This window comes from Blastococcus sp. Marseille-P5729, from assembly GCF_900292035.1.
GTDB lineage: Bacteria > Actinomycetota > Actinomycetes > Mycobacteriales > Antricoccaceae > Cumulibacter.
Genome location: NZ_OMPO01000001.1, coordinates 72,735 through 88,154 on the forward strand (window position 1 = coordinate 72,735; position 15,420 = coordinate 88,154).

Genomic DNA, 15,420 nt, shown 5'->3' on the forward strand with positions numbered 1-15,420 from the left:
CGTCTGAAGCACCGGGAGCCGCAACCGCGACCACGGCCGATCCGTAACAGACTGCAGCCGGAGGTCGTTCTCGCCGCTCGAGGCGGGCCCGTCCGCCGACTAGGCTCGGGGCCACCCGATCTGCGATCAGCCGTACTGAAAGGGCGGTCCTGATGGAACTGTTCGACGCGATGAGCACGCAGCGTGCCGTACGCCGGCTGCGCACCGACCCGATACCGGAGGACGTTCTCGGACGAATCCTGCAGGCCGCGACCTGGGCGCCGTCCGGCGGCAACGCGCAGGCGTGGCGGATCATCGTCGTCACCGACCCGGTCACAAAGCAGGGCCTCGCCGATGTCTACCGGCCCGAGTGGAAGCGCTATGTAGAGGGATTCTGGGGCACGCGAACGAAATCGCTGCCTGAGCAGCAGCGGGCCCGCACTGACAAGATGGTGCGCGCCGGCGACTACCTGGCCGAGCACCTGCATGAGGCGCCTGTGCTTCTGCTGTTCTGCTTCGATCCCAGCAAGATGGCCTTCACCGACTCAGGGCTCGACCGGCACAGCGTTGCCGGGGGAGCGTCGCTGTACCCGGCGGTGCAGAACCTGATGCTCGCCTGTGTGCAGGAGGGTCTTGGGTGCACCCTCACTACCTTGCACTGCTTCCGGGAGGACGAGGTGAAGCAGCTGCTCGGGATACCCGACGGATGGGGGACCTCCGCCCTCGTGCCGATCGGGTACCCCGTCGGACGTGGTCACGGGCCGATCACCCGGCAACCGGTCACCACGATGGCCTATCGCGAGCAGTTCGGCCGGTCGTACGCCGAAGGCCATCCGCGCGAGTAGACGTGGGCCGCTGACGCTAGTTGTACTGACCACGGAGGTTGGGTACGGGATCGGGGTGTCGGCGTGACATGAGGAAGACCTCCGGGTGAGGTGTGGAGCTGTCAACGCAAACCACGCCATCAAGATCCCGGAGGTCTTCATGTCCCACCGTAATGCCCCGCTGTCGGAGACCGGTCGTCTGCGTCTTGCCCGGTGCGTGGTCGATGACCGGTGGCCGTTGCGGCGCGCGGCCGAACGGTTCAACGTCTCGGTGACCACGGCCAAGCGGTGGGCCGACCGGTACCGTGCCCAGGGAGCGGCCGGGATGTCTGATCGCTCCAGCAGGCCCTCGACCTGCCCGCACCAGACCTCCCGCCGACGGGAGCGGCGCGTGGTCGGGCTGCGCGTCTCTCGCCGATGGGGACCGGCACGGATCGCCTACCACCTGGGCATGCACCCCTCCACCGTCCACAAGATCCTCACCCGGTACGGGTGCCTACGGCTGTCGTGGACCGACCCGGCCACCGGTGCCCCGATCCGCAGGCAGCAACGCGCGATCGTCCGGTACGAGCACAGTGCCCCAGGAGACCTGGTCCACGTCGATATCAAGAAGCTGGGCAGAATCCCCCACGGCGGTGGGCACAAGGTACTGGGGCGCGCGGCCGGCTGCCGGAACCAGCGCACCGGAACCGGGTACTGGTTCATCCACAACGCCGTCGATGACTACTCCCGCCTGGCCTACAGCGAGCTGCTGGAAGACGAGCGCAAACAGACCGCCAGCGCGTTCTGGGCACGTGCCCAGGCCTTCTTCGCCGAGGCCGGGATCACCGTGAAGCGGGTGCTGACCGATAACGGCTCGGCCTACCGATCACGCATGTTCGCCGACGCCCTCGGTGAGGACATCACGCACAAGCGCACTCGCCCGTACCGGCCACAGACCAACGGCAAGGTCGAACGCTTCAACCGCACCACCCTGGAGGAATGGGCCTACGCCCGCCCCTACACCAGCGAGAGCGAACGAGCCGCCGCCTTCCCCGGCTTCATGCACCACTACAATCACCACCGCGGCCACACCGCACTCAAAGGCGCCCCACCCGCCAGCCGCGTACCCAACCTCAGTGGGCAGAACAGCTAGTCGGCCGCGCACCCGGTCTCGTCGGGCAGCAGTGGCCGCACCGCGAGCATGATCGTCTCGCCGTCCACCGACCACAGCTGGCCGTCGTTCGCGACTGCCGCGTCGTAGACCATCGCTGCGCTCTCACCCTTCAGCACGCCGCACTGGTCGGCGAAGTAGTGGTCAGAGTCGGTCATGAACGTGCTCGGCGCCGGCCCGGGCCACGTTGCGCCCGCCCGGTCGTACGAAGCGGCGGATGTCGACATGACCTGGATTCGTTCCGGAGTCGCCTGCGCCGTCGTGGTGAGGTCCCACGCCTCGTCGATCAGGTCCTGCAGCTCTGATCGACGGGAGCTCTGCGCCTGCGATAGGCCCGAATCGGTGCTCAGGGCATAGACCGAGATCTGCTGCTCCTGCACGCCGTCGTTCAGCAGCACACCCGTGCTCCCGGCATCGGTCACCATGGGGTCGCCGTAGTCCACCGAGTCATCGACCAGCCCCGTGTCGCTCACCTGCGCGACGAACTTCGCGACCCTCACGGGGCTGATCTGGCCCACCTCCAGCTGCGGGATCGTGGGGTACTCCTTCAGCGTGACCATCACCCGCCCGTCGCCGTAGATCGACAGTGCCGGCCCCGCCGTGAGGTACTCCACCTCCATCGCGAGCCCCGGTCCATAGCTGACGCGGAACACCAGCAGGTCATCCGGCAGCGCTTCAGGGGCCGCGGTCGGCTTACCCGCGATCGTGCCGCATGCGGTAGTCAGCAGCAGAAGGACGGCGATGATCAGACGGCGCATGCTCGTGTGACGAGCACACCTCCAACCGGGTGCCGCCGTCCGTCTGTGACTAGTGCAACACCACCGGCGGCGCGGAGGGGTCGACGTCGTCCATCAGGTGGCTCTCCTCGTGCTTGCGCGGGAGGAACAGCGCCGGGATCAGCGTCAGGGTCGCCAGGATCGCGGCGACCAGGAAGGTGTTGCCGAAGACCTCGCCCATCGCGTTGCGCACGGCATCCCCGAGGGCCTCCTGGGCGGCAACCGGGTCGGGGCCGGCGCCCTGCAACACCTCGGCCACTCGAGGGAACTTCTGCAGAAGCGCACCCAGAGCAGTCGGGTCCGCGTTCTTAGCTTCCTCACCGAATGCCTGGGCCTGCCCGATCAGCTCGTCGTCCCGAAGCCCGTTCGTGAGGACCACCGACATGATCGCCACCCCGATCGAGCTCGCGATCTGCTGGGTGATGTTCAGCAGGGTCGAGCCGCGCGCCACCTGGTGCGACGTGAGCGTCCGGATGGCAGCGGTCATGACCGGCATCATCGTCGCGCCCATGCCGAGCCCCATGACGAACAACACCGGGATCAGGTAGCCCCAGTACGACGTGTCGCCGTCGACCCGGGTAAGCGCGAACATGCCTCCGATGATCAGCAGCAGGCCGACCGGCACGATGCGTCCTACGGGGAGCTTGTCGGCGAGCGCGCCTGCGATCGGCATCGTGAGCATGGCGCCGATGCCCTGCGGTGCGACCAGGAGCCCCGCATGCAGGGGGCTCTCGAGCCGCACCTGCTGGAAGTAGGTGGGAACCAGCAGCAGACCGCCGAAGAAGGCCGCGGCGAAGATGAACATCGTGATGGTCGAGACGGTCAGGTTGCGGTTCTTGAACAGCCGGAAGTCCAGCAGCGGATGCTCGGGACGGAAGCTGTAGATCACGAAGGCGATCAGCAGCACCAGGCCGATCGATCCGAAGACGATCGGCTTGGCGGCGAAGAAGGTCCCCTCCTCCGGGATCGACGACACGCCGTACAGCAGCATCGCGAGGCCCGGGCTCATCAGCAGCATGCCAATGACGTCGAAGGATTCGGAGGGCTGCGGTGCGTCCTTGGGCAGCGCCCACGCGGCGTAGGCGAGCGCGGCGATCCCGAGCGGCAGGTTGATCAGGAAGATCCAGTGCCAGCTGTAGTGCTCGATCAGCCAGCCGCCGAGGATGGGGCCCAGGATCGGGCCGAGCAGCATCGGGACGCCGAGGATCGCCATCAGGCGGCCCATGCGCTTGGGTCCGGCGGCGCGGGTCATGATCGTCATGCCCAGCGGCATGAGCATGCCGCCGCCGAGCCCCTGGATGGCCCGGAACGTGATGAGCTGCCCGATCGTGGAGGCCAGCGCACACAGCACCGACCCGAGCGTGAAGAACGCGATGGCCAGCATGTACAGACGCTTCGTGCCGAACCGGTCGGCAGCCCAGCCGGTCAGTGGGATCACGGTTGCCAACGCGAGCGTGTAGGCCGTGACGGTCCAGGCGACGGTCGAGTAGGGCAGCGGATCGTCGGCACCGGTGAAGGTCACCTGCAGGTCCGGAAGCGCGACGTTCACGACGGTGATGTCGAGGATCGCCATGATGGCGCCCAGGACGACGACGCCAGCCACCTTCAGGACGGCCCCGTCGATCTTGTCCGGGTAGCCGTCGACACCAGGGGTGTGGGAATCCGCGGAATGAGCGGTCACTGGTACTCCGATGATCGGAAGTGGGGCGGTCGACGAAGGGCCGCCCAGCTTGCCGGCGGCACGGATCGGCATCGTCGGCGACTCGAGGAAATGAGCCAAGAAGATGTTAGGGCACCCGATCAACCGGATTAGCGCCGGTGCCGCGTGATCTGGACTACGCGTCCGGAGACTAGAGGTAGGGGGACCTCAGGCCTCGCCGCCGCGGTGATGCAACACCGCAGACGCGGTGAGCGCCACCTTCCGGTCGTCGTCCTCGACGAGGCTTCTCAGCGTCGCAGTCGCCTCGGGACCGGGGATGTCTGCGAGGGCCGTCGTCAGGCGGAGCCTGCTCGCCGGCTCCGCAGTGGACAGGGCATTCGCGATCGCGTTGGTGGCCTCATCTGCATGACCGTGGTCGGAGGCGAGTTCACCGAGCACGTCCGCTGCCTCGATGTCATCGCGCCCGTCGACGATCAGTGCCACGAGGGCGTCAATGACGCCCGAATCGCCCAGGAGCCCGCGCGCCAGCGTCGCCCTGGCGCTCACGAATGGATCGGCGTGCGCGAACGCCTCCGCCAGGGCGGCTGAGGCAGCCGGCGAGCCGATCTTCGTCAGCGCCGCGACGGCCCGATGCCGGCGTCCGGCGTCCTCGGAGTCCAGCGCCCGGGCGAGCACGACGACTGCGGCGTCGCCGGTTCGCGCGAGCGCCCACAGTAGAGCCCCGGCCGTGTTGGGCTCGGACTCGCTCAGCACCGCCTCGGCCAGGAGCGCGGCATTGCCTTCCTCCTCGGTGAGCGAGAGCGCGAATCGCTGGCGGGCAGAGGCATCAGCGAGATCGAGCCCTCGCATGAGCCCGATGGTGTGCAGCACGTCGGACCACGCCGCGGGGTCGCTAGCTCGAACCCGGTTGAGCCGCTCGAGCAGCTCCTGATCTCGCCGCAGCCGTTCTCGCGTACCGGCGATCAGCTGTTCGACCATGCGCTTGGGGTGGAAGGAGAGGTCCGTGAGTGCTTCGGCGACCTCCCGTAGACCGAGTCCGAGCGATCGGAGACCCTCGACGTAAAACAGCCGTCGAAGGTCGTCGTCGGAGTACTGACGATAGCCGGACGGCGAGCGTCCGCTCGGCGACACGAGCCCTATGGAGTCGTAATGGCGCAACATCCGGGTGGTGATGCCGGACCGCTCGGAGACCTCGCCGATGAGCATCGGTTCACTGTTTCACGACGGGCGCGTTGAGCAGTGCGATTGTGCGCCTAGCCTCGTCGATCGCGGCATCGAATCCCGTCTCCGGGTCCGCGATCAGCCGCGTGGTGGCAACCGCGTGGATGCGAACGCGGGGGTCGCGGTCGGTCGCGGCTCGCTCGAGTACGGCAGATGCGGTCGAGCCGATTGTGACGAAGGCGCGGCTGAGGCTGAGTTGCAGGTCGCGTCCGCCTCGGCCGAGCTGGGTGGCGAGAGTGGTCGCGAGTCCGGTCGCTGCTTCGGCCGGGACGAGACCGGCCGCGGTCCGCCATGCCGTGCGAGCAACCTCGTCGTCCGCATCCTGCAGCAGTGCGGTCGTGATCGCGGGCCACACGTGCCGATCTCCGATCTTCGAGAGCGTGTGCAGCGCCTGGCTGCGCGCTTGAGCCGTCTGCGAGTCGAGCTCGCGAAGCAGCCGTCTGGTCACGGCCGACTTGTCGTGCCGCGTCAGTGCCCACGTCAGCATGTCGCGCACGTAGAAATCAGGTTCGGCCGCGCAACGATCGACCAGGACGTCGATGAAGGTGTGGTGCGGCTGCATTCCTGCGGCGAGCGCCACCTGTAGCCGGGCCGACGAGTCGGACGCCGCGAGCGCGGCAGCAAGGCGGTCACTCGCCGGTGGCGTTGTGTGCTGAGTCATCCTTCATACCTCCGCGACCCAGTAGAAACCTTGTCATCGTGTGAAGGTCAAGCCCGACGAGGCCGCCGCCTCAGAAGCCGGCCGAGGGCCCTCTGCTTGACAGAAAGCGCGGAGCGACCATGAGCGAGACCATCGCCGGAGTGACCCTGCCCGATACGGCTCTGACCCGCGACATCACCGAGCACATTGCGACCAGGAGAGCGATCTGCTCTTCCATCACTCGCGTCGGGTCTTCGTGTTCGGCGCTCTCACGGTCTCTGGCGTAGGCCTCGCTGCCGGGGCTGACCGCGCTCCTGGCCGAGCAGGATGCCGCCGATCACGAGCAGGGCGCCAACCGGCTCGTTCCAGTGCACCGACTCCGACAGCACGATGACCCCGAGCGTGACGCCCACGACGGGGTTGACGTAGGTGACCATGGACGCGGTCGTCGCGCCCATCGAGCGCACCACGTTGTTGTTGAAGATGTAGGCGATTCCGGTTCCCACGCAGCCGAGCAGGAGCATGCACAGCACCACGCGACCGGTCAGATCGGGAGTGCGCGTGGCGACAACCCAGGGTGTGGCCACCAGGAAGAGGCTCGCGCCGATGCCGACCTGCATCGCAGCCAGGGTGATCGGGGAGATCTGGTGCTTGGCGATCACCCTGCGGAGAGTGACATAACCGCCGCCGTAGCACGCGGCCGCGCCGAGGCTCGCCAACTGACCGAGTAGACCGCTCGAGCCCTCGATCGACCACGGATTCAGCAGCACGACGACGCCGATGAAACCCAGCGCCAGGGCGATGTACTTCTGCCCGGTCGGTCTCTCCTGGGGGAGCGCAGCGATCGCGAGCAGCAGGGTCCATAGCGGGGTCGTGGCGTTGTAGATGCTCATGAGCCCGGAGCTGATGAACTGCCCACCCCAGCTGATCAGGAAGAACGGAAAGACCGTCAGCAGCAGGGAGACGGGAATCATCTCCACCCAGACACTCCGCTCGCGCGGCCAGGCGTGTCGTGCGATCAGTGTGATCAGCACCAGGGTCACGCCGCCGAGCACAGCGCGGCCCCACGCCACCTGGATGGGGCTCAGACCCTCGAGCCCGATCTTGATGAAAAGGAATGACGAGCCCCAGATCAACGGGAGTACGGCGAACTGCAGGTAGTCGCGAAGCGACGGTCGCGCGCTCGTCGCGGTTGGGGCGGTCATTCAGTCTGCGTCCTTGTTCGTCGAGTACGTGTTCACGGTGCCTGCCCGCCGTCCCCGAAGACTACGACACGCAGGGCGGACGCCGGTTCAGCCGCGCCAGCCGCGCGGCGGGAAACCACCCGGCCTCAGGTGACTTGTCTGGGCATCCGCGATCTAGCAGGATTCGGCTCATGACTGATGCCACGCGTATCGCCAACATCGCAGTCGTCGGGCTTGCGGTGATGGGCTCGAACCTCGCCCGCAACCTCGCCAGCCGGGAGGGTAACACGGTCGCGGTCTACAACCGCACCAGGAGCAGGACCGACCAGCTGCTCGAGGAGCATCCGGACGCCGGACTGGTGGCCGCTGGCTCGATCACCGAGCTTGCCGCGACCCTCCAGCGTCCGCGTACCGCGATCATCATGGTCAAGGCGGGAGCGCCGACCGATGCGGTCATCGACGAGCTCGTCGAGGCCTTCGAGCCAGGCGACATCATCGTGGACGGCGGCAACTCGCTGTTCACGGACACCATCCGGCGGGAGAAGGCGGTTCGCGCCACCGGGATCAACTTCGTGGGCTGTGGGATCTCCGGCGGAGAGGAGGGCGCTCTGAAGGGCCCCTCGCTCATGCCCGGCGGGTCGGCGGAGGCGTACGAGACGCTCGGTCCGATCCTCTCCTCCATCGCGGCAGTCGCCGAGGGTGAGCCCTGCGTGACCCATGTCGGCACGGACGGCGCCGGTCACTTTGTGAAGATGGTGCACAACGGCATCGAGTACGCCGACATGCAGCTGATCGCCGAGGCCTACGACCTTATCCGGCAGGGCACCGGGGCCCAGCCGGCGCAGATCGCCGACATCTTCGCCGACTGGAACGAGGGCGAGCTCAGCAGCTACCTGATCGAGATTACCGCTGAGGTGCTGCGACAGGTAGACGCGAGCACCGGGCAGCCACTTGTCGACGTCATCGCCGATCAAGCCGGCGCCAAGGGCACCGGCGCCTGGACGGTGCAGACGGCACTCGACCTCGGCGTCCCGGTCTCCGGGATTGCCGAGGCGGTGTTCGCCCGATCCCTGTCGTCCCGTGCCTCGCAACGCACCACCACCCGAGACCTCCCCGGCCCGCACTCGAGGCCCGCCGACGACCCGGACGCCTTCGTGGACGACGTCCGACGTGCACTGTACGCGTCGAAGATCATCGCCTACTCCCAGGGCTTCGACCTCATCGTCGCGGGTGCGAAGGAGTACAGCTGGGACATCCAGAAGGGCGATATCGCCGCGATCTGGCGCGGAGGCTGCATCATCCGCGCCCAGTTCCTGAACCGGATCACCGAGGCGTACGCCGAGCAACCCGACCTCGAGGCGCTGCTGACCGCGCCCTTCTTCCGGGACGCGCTGGCCGAGGCGCAGGACTCCTGGCGACGCGTCGTGATCGGCGCTGCCACCGCCGGGATCCCGACGCCGGCGTTCTCCTCGTCGCTCGCCTACTACGACGGACTACGAGCAGAACGACTCCCCGCTTCACTCATCCAGGGACAGCGCGACTTCTTCGGTGCGCACACCTACCGGCGCGTGGACCGCGAAGGCTCCTTCCACACGCTGTGGTCGGCAGACCGCAGCGAGATCTCGGCCGGCGACGGCCACGGCTGATTGCGGGCATAGGCGCCGATCCCACCGAACACGGTGGCGAAGGCGCCTTTGCTTTCGCCGTCCGAGGCGACCGCGGTCTCAGACCGGTCGTTGACGCCGGCTGGCTACGATCCAGAAGACCGCCAGGATCCCGATCAGGACTGCGGCCGTGATGGTGAGCGGCGAGATGCCGTAGATCTGTTCGGACACGGGTAGATCGCCGCCGACGTGTTGGTCGCGGAGTAGAGGACGATCGCCGCGAGAAAGGCGCCGACGAACCCGAGGCCGCTTCGGCGTCCGCGCACGCCCTCCATGCGCCGACCTAGCGGCCCGGTGGTTCGACGTCCGGCATCTTGACCACGGCCGGGCGATCAGGGGCACGATGGGGCGATGGATACCTACAAGCTTGTCGTGGTGGGGAGTGGGCCGGCTGGGGTCAGGGCGGCTCAGTCGTACCTGGACGCCGGCGGCGAACGCCCGGTGCTGCTCGTGAGCTCCGATACGACCGCGCCGTACGAGCGGCCACCGTTGAGCAAGGAGAGTCTGCGTGGCGATCAGGCTCCGGAGCGCTCGCCGAACGATCTCGACACCGATCGCGTCGAGGTGCGCCTCGGGGCGAGTGTGACCGGGCTGGACGTCGAGGGGAGCACGCTCCAGGTGGGGGAGGAGACCATCGGGTTCGAGCGGCTCGTACTGGCGCCGGGCATGCGGCCGCGCCCGCTGCCAGACACCGACGAGGACGCCGATGTGCATGTGCTGCGGTCCTTCGCCGAGGCTACGGATCTGCACCTGGCCGCCACGCACGCGCGCTCGGCTGCCGTCATCGGCTCGGGCTTTATCGGGTGCGAGGCCGCCGTCTCGCTGGCGATGCGCGGCATCGACGTGACGATGATCAGCCCCGAGAAGGCACCGCAGGTCGAGCGCCTCGGCGGGCACGCGGCGGGGGCGATCGCCGACATCCTGCGTGGTTACGGCATCGAGCTGCGGGCCGACACGAGGGTCGACAAGATCCGTGCTCCACGGACGATGCACCTCTCGGACGGCACGACGCTCGAGCCGGACCTGATCCTCGTCTCCATCGGGGTCGAGCCGTCGACGAGCTTCGTGGAGGACACGGCACTTCAGCTGCATGAGGGCCGGGTGGTCGTCGACGAGCAGCTGAATGCGGGGATCGACGGCGTGTACGTGGCGGGGGACGCCGCCCGCGCGATGAATTCACGTGCGCGGCGCGCGCTGAACGTCGAGCACTGGGGTGACGCGGAGACGATGGGCGAGCTCGCGGGTGCCAACGCCGCGGGTCAGCAGCGCGAGTGGGACGCCGTCCCGGGGTTCTGGAGCGAGCTGGGCGAGCACACCCTGCAGTACGCCGCCTGGGGTGATGGTTACGACGAGCTTGAGGTCGTCGAGCGGCCAGGTGGGTTCACCGTCTGGTACGGGCTGGACGGCGAGCTGGCCGGAGTGCTCACCTACAACGCCGAGGACGACTACCAGCGGGGCATCAAGCTCATCGAGCAGGGCTCCACGGTCACTGGGGCGGCCAACGGCGAGCAGCCAGCCCCGCCGCCGGAGGACGGCTGATCGACCGCGCCTGGTTCCAACGGGTGGGGATTCGCCGGTTGTGCGGGGGCGCGGACGTCGACGGAGACCTGCGTTCCGGCCTAGGGGGCCTCGGTGGGTGGCACGAACGGCTCCGGCTGCGGATCGAGTGCAGCGCCGTCGATCTCAATGATCGACGGACCCGCGCGGTGCACGGCGTCGGCCAGTGCTTGATCGAAGGCAGTAGCGTCCGTGACCCGTCGGTGCGCGAGTCCGAGCGAGCCCGCCAGCTGAGCGAAGTCGGGTGTGCGCAGGTCCACCGCCCGGGGTGGCGAGTCCTTGGCGGTCTGCATGTTGCGCAGTACGCCGTACCCGCCGTCGTTGAAGAGCGCCACGATGACCGGGGCCTGCTGATCGGCGAGTGTGCACAGCTCGCCGAGGTGGACCGCCAACCCGCCGTCGCCGATCAGTGCGAGCGTGGGTGCGTCGGGTACGCCGATCGCCGACCCGATCGCCATCGCCAGGCCTTGGCCGATGCCGCCACCCGCAGCGAAGATGTTGGTCGTCGGGGAGTAGATCGGCAGCAGCCGGTTGCCCCAGGAGCTCCCGGGAATCGTCACGTCGCGGACGATCGGCGAGGGACGCGGCAGCCGCGCACGCATCGAGTCGCAGATCTGCGCGTAGGCGCCGATCTCGCCGCGGTGGTCGTCTCGCGCGGCCTGCGCGGCGGCGCGCACCCGACCGGCCCACTCGGCGTCCGTGGAAGGCTTCTCCAGCGCCTCGAGCAACGCTGGAACGGCGCTGCGTGCATCGGCTTGGATACCAATGGTGACTGGGAAGTTGCGTGCCAGTGCGTCGGCGTTCAGGTCGATCTGGACGTGCCGCTTGGGCAGTGGGAGCTCGAAGTTCTTGGTCTCGTTGGCGCGCAGGTGGCTGCCCACGGTGAGGAGGCAGTCGGCGTCCTCGATCAGCTGCTCGATCGCCTCGTCCGAGGCGAAGTTACCGATCAGCAGTGGATGCTCCTCCGGGACCGATCCCCGTCCGTTGGCGCTGCTGAGTACGCCGGCGCCCCACTGTTCGACGAGCTCGGTGATCGCGGGACCGACTTCGCGAGCGCCGCCGCCGACCCAGACCAGAGGACGCTTCGCGCGCCGCATGACGCGGACTGCCTTCGCGATGTCGCGGCGGGACGGCTCCTCGATCTCCGGTTCCGTGCTGCGGGGCTTGTGTTGCTTGGCGGGATCGGCGGTGTACTGCAGGTCTATCGGCCAGTCCACGCTGACAGGGCCGTGCGGAGCGGACCCGAGCAAATGGATGGCTTCGGTGAGTACGCGCCTGGCGAGCTTGGGCTTGTCGATCCGGAGCGCGTGCGCCGATACCGATTCCAGCATGTCCAGCTGACGGGGTACCTCGTGGTAGACGCCGCGGCCCTCGCCGAGATGCTCGGAGGCGATGTTGCCGGTTACGTGCAGGACGCGGCTTTGTGCGGTCAACGCCTCGAGCATTGCCCCGGCGGCATTGCCGGCGCCGGTGCCCGTCGAGGTGATGGCGACGCCAATGCGTCCGGTCGCGCGGGAAAAGCCGTCTGCGGCGTTGATCGCGGCGGCCTCATGACGAACCGGCACGAACCGGAGGTCGCGGTCGATCGCCTCCACCAATGGGATGTTGTGGATGCTGATGACCCCGAACGCCACGTTGACGCCCGCGTCGCGCATCAACGACACGAGCACGTCGCCACCGGTTCCGGGATCGGTCTTCAGCTGGGAGGCCGGGATGTCGCTCGCTTCGGTCGATGCATGCTGCTCGGCCATCTGCGCTCACTCCTCATCGGGGCGGACTGGCAACGGACATCAGGGTCCTACCCGTGGTCAAACCGCAGGGCGCCGTCGCGCGGTGGTCTAGATTCACCCTCAACCGGCCGGAGAAGCTGAACGCCCTGGCGGTCGAGATGTTCCGGCGTCTTCGGAAGATCATCGAGGAGGTCAAGCACGACGAGTCGATACGGTGTGTGGTGCTGCACTTGACGCCGGACTGCAGTACGAGGTGATGGAGACCCAGGGGCGTGGCCCCGACATGCAGGAGCGGATCGCGTCGTTCACCCAGAAGGGCAAGAGCTAGCGCCGCCCTCAGCCCCGGGCCGCCAGATCGACGAGCGCGCCGTACACCCGAGGTACGCGCTGGGCCGCAGGCACGATGAGCGAGCGGACCGGTGCGATCGACGTCGCCACCACCAAGCCGCCGGTCAGCAGGGTGCTGCGACGTACGACGCGACGCCACCGGCCCTCGTAGGCCGCGAGATCCCCGCGCTCGATGCATCCCACCAGCTCGCGCGCCTGACGCCACCCGACCGTCAGTCCCTCGCCGGTGATCGCGTCGACATACCCGGCGGCATCCCCGACCAGTGCGACCCGGCCGGCCACCCGACGGCGGGCCCGTTGCCGCAACGGCCCGGCACCGCGGACCTCGGATCCCGCACCGGCGCCCGCGAGCCGGTCGCGCAGCAGCGGGAACTCCGCCAGGTGCTCGTCGAAGCCACCGACGTCCCGGGTCAGGATCGCGATGCCCACGAGCCGGTCGGCCACCGGGGTCACATACGCCTCGGACCTGGCACCCCAGTAGACCTCGACCATGTCGGTCCACGGCCGGACGGCGAAGTGCGTTCGCAGCCCGCGGCGTCGGCGCCGCCGCGGCGATTCCGTCGCCAGGCCCGCCCAACGTCGCGCTGTCGAGTGCAGCCCGTCGGCGCCGACGACCAGACCGGTGCTGAGCGATGTCCCGTCACTCAGCGCCATAGCTACCGAGGTTTGCCGCTCGGTCACGCCCAGTGCCTTCACGCGGCGGACCTCGATCCCCGCGGCCGCGACGGCATCGTCAAGGTGCGTGTGGAGCGTCGTCCGCCGGACCCCGCGGCCGGGCTCGCCCGAGAACGTGGCGTCGGCGTGCGCGGTCTCGCGTACGTAGCGGATGCCCAGAATGTCCACGCCGGGTGGATCGACGCCGAGATCGCGAAGAAGCTGCAGACCGGCGGGCATGATGCCCTCGCCGCACGCCTTGTCGATCGGCGCGTGGCGCGGTTCGATCACAACCGGTGACATGCCGGCGCGGCGTGCGTAGAGCGCGGTCACCAACCCCACCGGGCCGCCGCCGACGATCACCAGGTCGGCGGTCATGTGGTCGACAGCGCGCTAAGCGCCTGGTTCTCCGTGCGGATGCGAACCGTGAGCAGTGCCGCGTTGAGCACGGTGAAGCCGAGTGCGGTCAGCCACGCGTTGTGCACCATCGGTAGTGCGATGCCCTCGGCGACAACGGCGACATAGTTGGGATGCGGCATCCAACGATAGGGCCCGCCGACGACGCGGCGAGCACCCGGCACGATGATCACGCGGGTGTTCCACTGGTGCCCGAGGGTGGCGATGCACCACCATCGCAGCGCCTGGGACAGGACGACGATCAGCAGCGCTATCCAGCCCCACCAGTGAAAGGAGCGATCGAGCAGCCACACTTCGAGGACCGCCGCCACGAGGAATCCGGTGTGCAGCACCACCATGAACGGGTAGTGTCCGCGGCCGACCTCGTACCCGCCGCGCGCGAACGACCACGCTGCGTTGCGCTTGCTGACCATGAGCTCGGCCAGTCGTTCCAGACCGACCAGGACGATCAGGCCGGTGAACAGCCATGCGCTCACGTGGCGTCGACCGACTTCAGCAGCACCATCTCCAGGCAGAACCCAGGACCCATCGCCAGCATCATGCCGAGTGACCCGGGCGCCGGAGGGCGATCGCGAAGGGTGTCGGCCAGCACGTGCAGCACGGAGGCCGACGAGAGGTTTCCGATCTCGGCCAACGATTCCCAGGTGACGCCTAGCGCGTCGCGGGGGACCTCCAGCGCCTCCTGCATGGCCTCGAGCACCTTCGGGCCGCCCGGATGAGCGACCCACCAGTCGATATCCGCTCGCGTCAGGGAGAGCGAACCGAGGAAGTCGTCGACGTCCGCCCGTAGGTGGGTGCGTACGAGCTCGGGAACCTCCACGCCCAGAACGATCTTCAGCCCAGACGAGCCGATGTCCCATCCCATCGCCCGTTCGGTGTCGGGATAGAGCCGGCTGCGGGTCTCGAGGATCGCAAGTCGATTCGGGTGCGGAGTGCGGGCGCCAGATAGCACCACGGCGGCGGCTCCGTCGCCGAACAATCCGCTCGCGACCATGTTGGCCACCGACCGGTCCCCGGGCTGCACGGTCAGGCTGCAGAGCTCGACCGCGAGCAGCACGCCAATCTCATCCGGTCGGCCCCGTAGATGGTCGTTCACCCGCGCTATCCCGGCTGCCCCTGCGACGCACCCGAGCCCGACGATCGGTACGCGCTTGATGTCAGACCGCATTTCCAGCACAGCGGCGATCCGGGCATCCAAAGAGGGAACGGCAAGGCCGGTGACGGTCGCGCTCACCAACAGGTCGACGTCCGATGGACTCAACCCTGCGGCGTCCAGCACGTCGGTGACGGCGCGCGCACCGAGCTCGACCGCTCGGTCGATGAAGGCGTCGTTCGCCGCGTCGAACCCGTCGAGGACGCCGTACGCCTCGATCGGCAGGACAGTGCTGCGGTGCCTGACGCCGGCGTTGTCGTGCAGCCGCTCCAGGGTGCGCCGGGTTCGGCCGTCGGCGCCGATGAGGTCTGCGACCGCGGCGGTGAGCTCGCCCTGCGCGTAGCGGTGGTCCGCGACGACGCCGCGGCACGCGAGGACCCCGGGTTGCTCACCGTCCAGCATCGGAAGAGGTGGGGTGGGTGGTGCGGTGGAAGGGTTCATGAGTCCTCGTCGTCGAGTC

General features: G+C 68.2%; 14 protein-coding genes. 5 read left to right on the top strand and 9 right to left on the bottom strand.

Annotated elements, in window-relative coordinates; genetic code table 11:
* Positions 1–152 precede the first annotated feature (152 nt).
* Positions 153–824, top strand: coding sequence for a nitroreductase family protein (locus DAA40_RS00330; RefSeq protein WP_106847775.1), 672 nt, complete (start codon positions 153–155; stop codon positions 822–824).
* 139 nt (positions 825–963) lie between these two features.
* Complete coding sequence (locus DAA40_RS00335) at positions 964–1,938, top strand: IS481 family transposase (RefSeq protein ID WP_106849166.1); 975 nt, start codon at positions 964–966, stop codon at positions 1,936–1,938.
* Here the strand turns inward: DAA40_RS00335 and DAA40_RS00340 are convergent.
* From DAA40_RS00340 to DAA40_RS00365, 5 genes are all read right to left on the bottom strand, one after another.
* Positions 1,935–2,714 carry a hypothetical protein gene (locus tag DAA40_RS00340; protein ID WP_106847776.1) on the bottom strand — a complete coding sequence of 260 codons (780 nt, stop codon included), beginning with the start codon at positions 2,712–2,714 and terminating at the stop codon, positions 1,935–1,937. The genes DAA40_RS00335 and DAA40_RS00340 overlap by 4 nt on opposite strands.
* A gap of 49 nt (positions 2,715–2,763) precedes the next feature.
* Positions 2,764–4,512, bottom strand: a complete 1,749-nt coding sequence (locus tag DAA40_RS00345) for a DHA2 family efflux MFS transporter permease subunit (RefSeq protein WP_199849433.1) — start codon at positions 4,510–4,512, stop codon at positions 2,764–2,766.
* A gap of 87 nt (positions 4,513–4,599) precedes the next feature.
* Positions 4,600–5,598: a HEAT repeat domain-containing protein gene (locus DAA40_RS00350; protein ID WP_106847778.1), complete on the bottom strand. Its 999-nt coding sequence runs from the start codon at positions 5,596–5,598 to the stop codon at positions 4,600–4,602.
* Positions 5,599–5,602: 4 nt separating this feature from the next.
* Positions 5,603–6,274 (bottom strand): HEAT repeat domain-containing protein, encoded by a 672-nt coding sequence (locus DAA40_RS00355; protein ID WP_106847779.1) that lies wholly within the window; start codon positions 6,272–6,274, stop codon positions 5,603–5,605.
* 248 nt (positions 6,275–6,522) lie between these two features.
* Positions 6,523–7,458, bottom strand: a complete 936-nt coding sequence (locus tag DAA40_RS00365) for a DMT family transporter (RefSeq protein ID WP_106847780.1) — start codon at positions 7,456–7,458, stop codon at positions 6,523–6,525.
* Positions 7,459–7,628: 170 nt separating this feature from the next.
* Between DAA40_RS00365 and gndA the strand changes: the two genes are divergently transcribed.
* Both gndA and DAA40_RS00375 read left to right on the top strand, forming a co-directional pair.
* Positions 7,629–9,083: an NADP-dependent phosphogluconate dehydrogenase gene (gene gndA / locus DAA40_RS00370; RefSeq protein WP_106847781.1), complete on the top strand. Its 1,455-nt coding sequence runs from the start codon at positions 7,629–7,631 to the stop codon at positions 9,081–9,083.
* Between the two features lie 369 nt (positions 9,084–9,452).
* Entirely contained in the window at positions 9,453–10,640 is a 1,188-nt protein-coding gene (locus tag DAA40_RS00375) for an NAD(P)/FAD-dependent oxidoreductase (protein WP_106847782.1), read from the top strand.
* Positions 10,641–10,720: 80 nt separating this feature from the next.
* On the opposite strand, the gene DAA40_RS00380 is transcribed toward DAA40_RS00375, so the two are convergent.
* Positions 10,721–12,409 carry a thiamine pyrophosphate-binding protein gene (locus DAA40_RS00380; RefSeq protein ID WP_106847783.1) on the bottom strand — a complete coding sequence of 563 codons (1,689 nt, stop codon included), beginning with the start codon at positions 12,407–12,409 and terminating at the stop codon, positions 10,721–10,723.
* Between the two features lie 137 nt (positions 12,410–12,546).
* On the opposite strand from DAA40_RS00380, the gene DAA40_RS16915 reads away from it, so the two are divergent.
* Positions 12,547–12,645 (top strand): hypothetical protein, encoded by a 99-nt coding sequence (locus tag DAA40_RS16915; protein ID WP_370430635.1) that lies wholly within the window; start codon positions 12,547–12,549, stop codon positions 12,643–12,645.
* A 79-nt stretch (positions 12,646–12,724) separates the two neighbouring features.
* Here the strand turns inward: DAA40_RS16915 and DAA40_RS00395 are convergent, their stop codons facing one another.
* The 3 genes from DAA40_RS00395 to DAA40_RS00405 are packed head-to-tail and all read right to left on the bottom strand — an operon-like array spanning position 12,725 to position 15,401.
* Positions 12,725–13,768, bottom strand: coding sequence for an NAD(P)/FAD-dependent oxidoreductase (locus DAA40_RS00395; RefSeq protein WP_106847785.1), 1,044 nt, complete (start codon positions 13,766–13,768; stop codon positions 12,725–12,727).
* Positions 13,765–14,283 (bottom strand): isoprenylcysteine carboxyl methyltransferase family protein, encoded by a 519-nt coding sequence (locus DAA40_RS00400; RefSeq protein WP_234356173.1) that lies wholly within the window; start codon positions 14,281–14,283, stop codon positions 13,765–13,767. Before DAA40_RS00400 ends, DAA40_RS00395 begins: the two co-directional genes overlap by 4 nt.
* A complete protein-coding gene (locus DAA40_RS00405) occupies positions 14,280–15,401 on the bottom strand; it encodes a type III polyketide synthase (RefSeq protein ID WP_234356174.1) in 1,122 nt (373 codons plus the stop codon). The genes DAA40_RS00400 and DAA40_RS00405 overlap by 4 nt, the downstream gene beginning before the upstream one ends.
* Positions 15,402–15,420 lie beyond the last annotated feature (19 nt).

Excerpts from the sequence above, each read along its gene's own strand:
- DAA40_RS00350 (WP_106847778.1), bottom strand. The coding sequence starts at position 5,598 with ATGCTCATCGGCGAGGTCTCCGAGCGGTCCGGCATCACCACCCGGATG.
- DAA40_RS00340 (WP_106847776.1), bottom strand. The coding sequence starts at position 2,714 with ATGCGCCGTCTGATCATCGCCGTCCTTCTGCTGCTGACTACCGCATGC.
- DAA40_RS00395 (WP_106847785.1), bottom strand. The coding sequence starts at position 13,768 with ATGACCGCCGACCTGGTGATCGTCGGCGGCGGCCCGGTGGGGTTGGTG.
- DAA40_RS16915 (WP_370430635.1), top strand. The coding sequence starts at position 12,547 with ATGTTCCGGCGTCTTCGGAAGATCATCGAGGAGGTCAAGCACGACGAG.
- DAA40_RS00335 (WP_106849166.1), top strand. The coding sequence starts at position 964 with ATGTCCCACCGTAATGCCCCGCTGTCGGAGACCGGTCGTCTGCGTCTT.
- DAA40_RS00375 (WP_106847782.1), top strand. The coding sequence starts at position 9,453 with ATGGATACCTACAAGCTTGTCGTGGTGGGGAGTGGGCCGGCTGGGGTC.
- DAA40_RS00405 (WP_234356174.1), bottom strand. The coding sequence starts at position 15,401 with ATGAACCCTTCCACCGCACCACCCACCCCACCTCTTCCGATGCTGGAC.
- gndA (WP_106847781.1), top strand. The coding sequence starts at position 7,629 with ATGACTGATGCCACGCGTATCGCCAACATCGCAGTCGTCGGGCTTGCG.
- DAA40_RS00330 (WP_106847775.1), top strand. The coding sequence starts at position 153 with ATGGAACTGTTCGACGCGATGAGCACGCAGCGTGCCGTACGCCGGCTG.
- DAA40_RS00365 (WP_106847780.1), bottom strand. The coding sequence starts at position 7,458 with ATGACCGCCCCAACCGCGACGAGCGCGCGACCGTCGCTTCGCGACTAC.
- DAA40_RS00355 (WP_106847779.1), bottom strand. The coding sequence starts at position 6,274 with ATGACTCAGCACACAACGCCACCGGCGAGTGACCGCCTTGCTGCCGCG.
- DAA40_RS00380 (WP_106847783.1), bottom strand. The coding sequence starts at position 12,409 with ATGGCCGAGCAGCATGCATCGACCGAAGCGAGCGACATCCCGGCCTCC.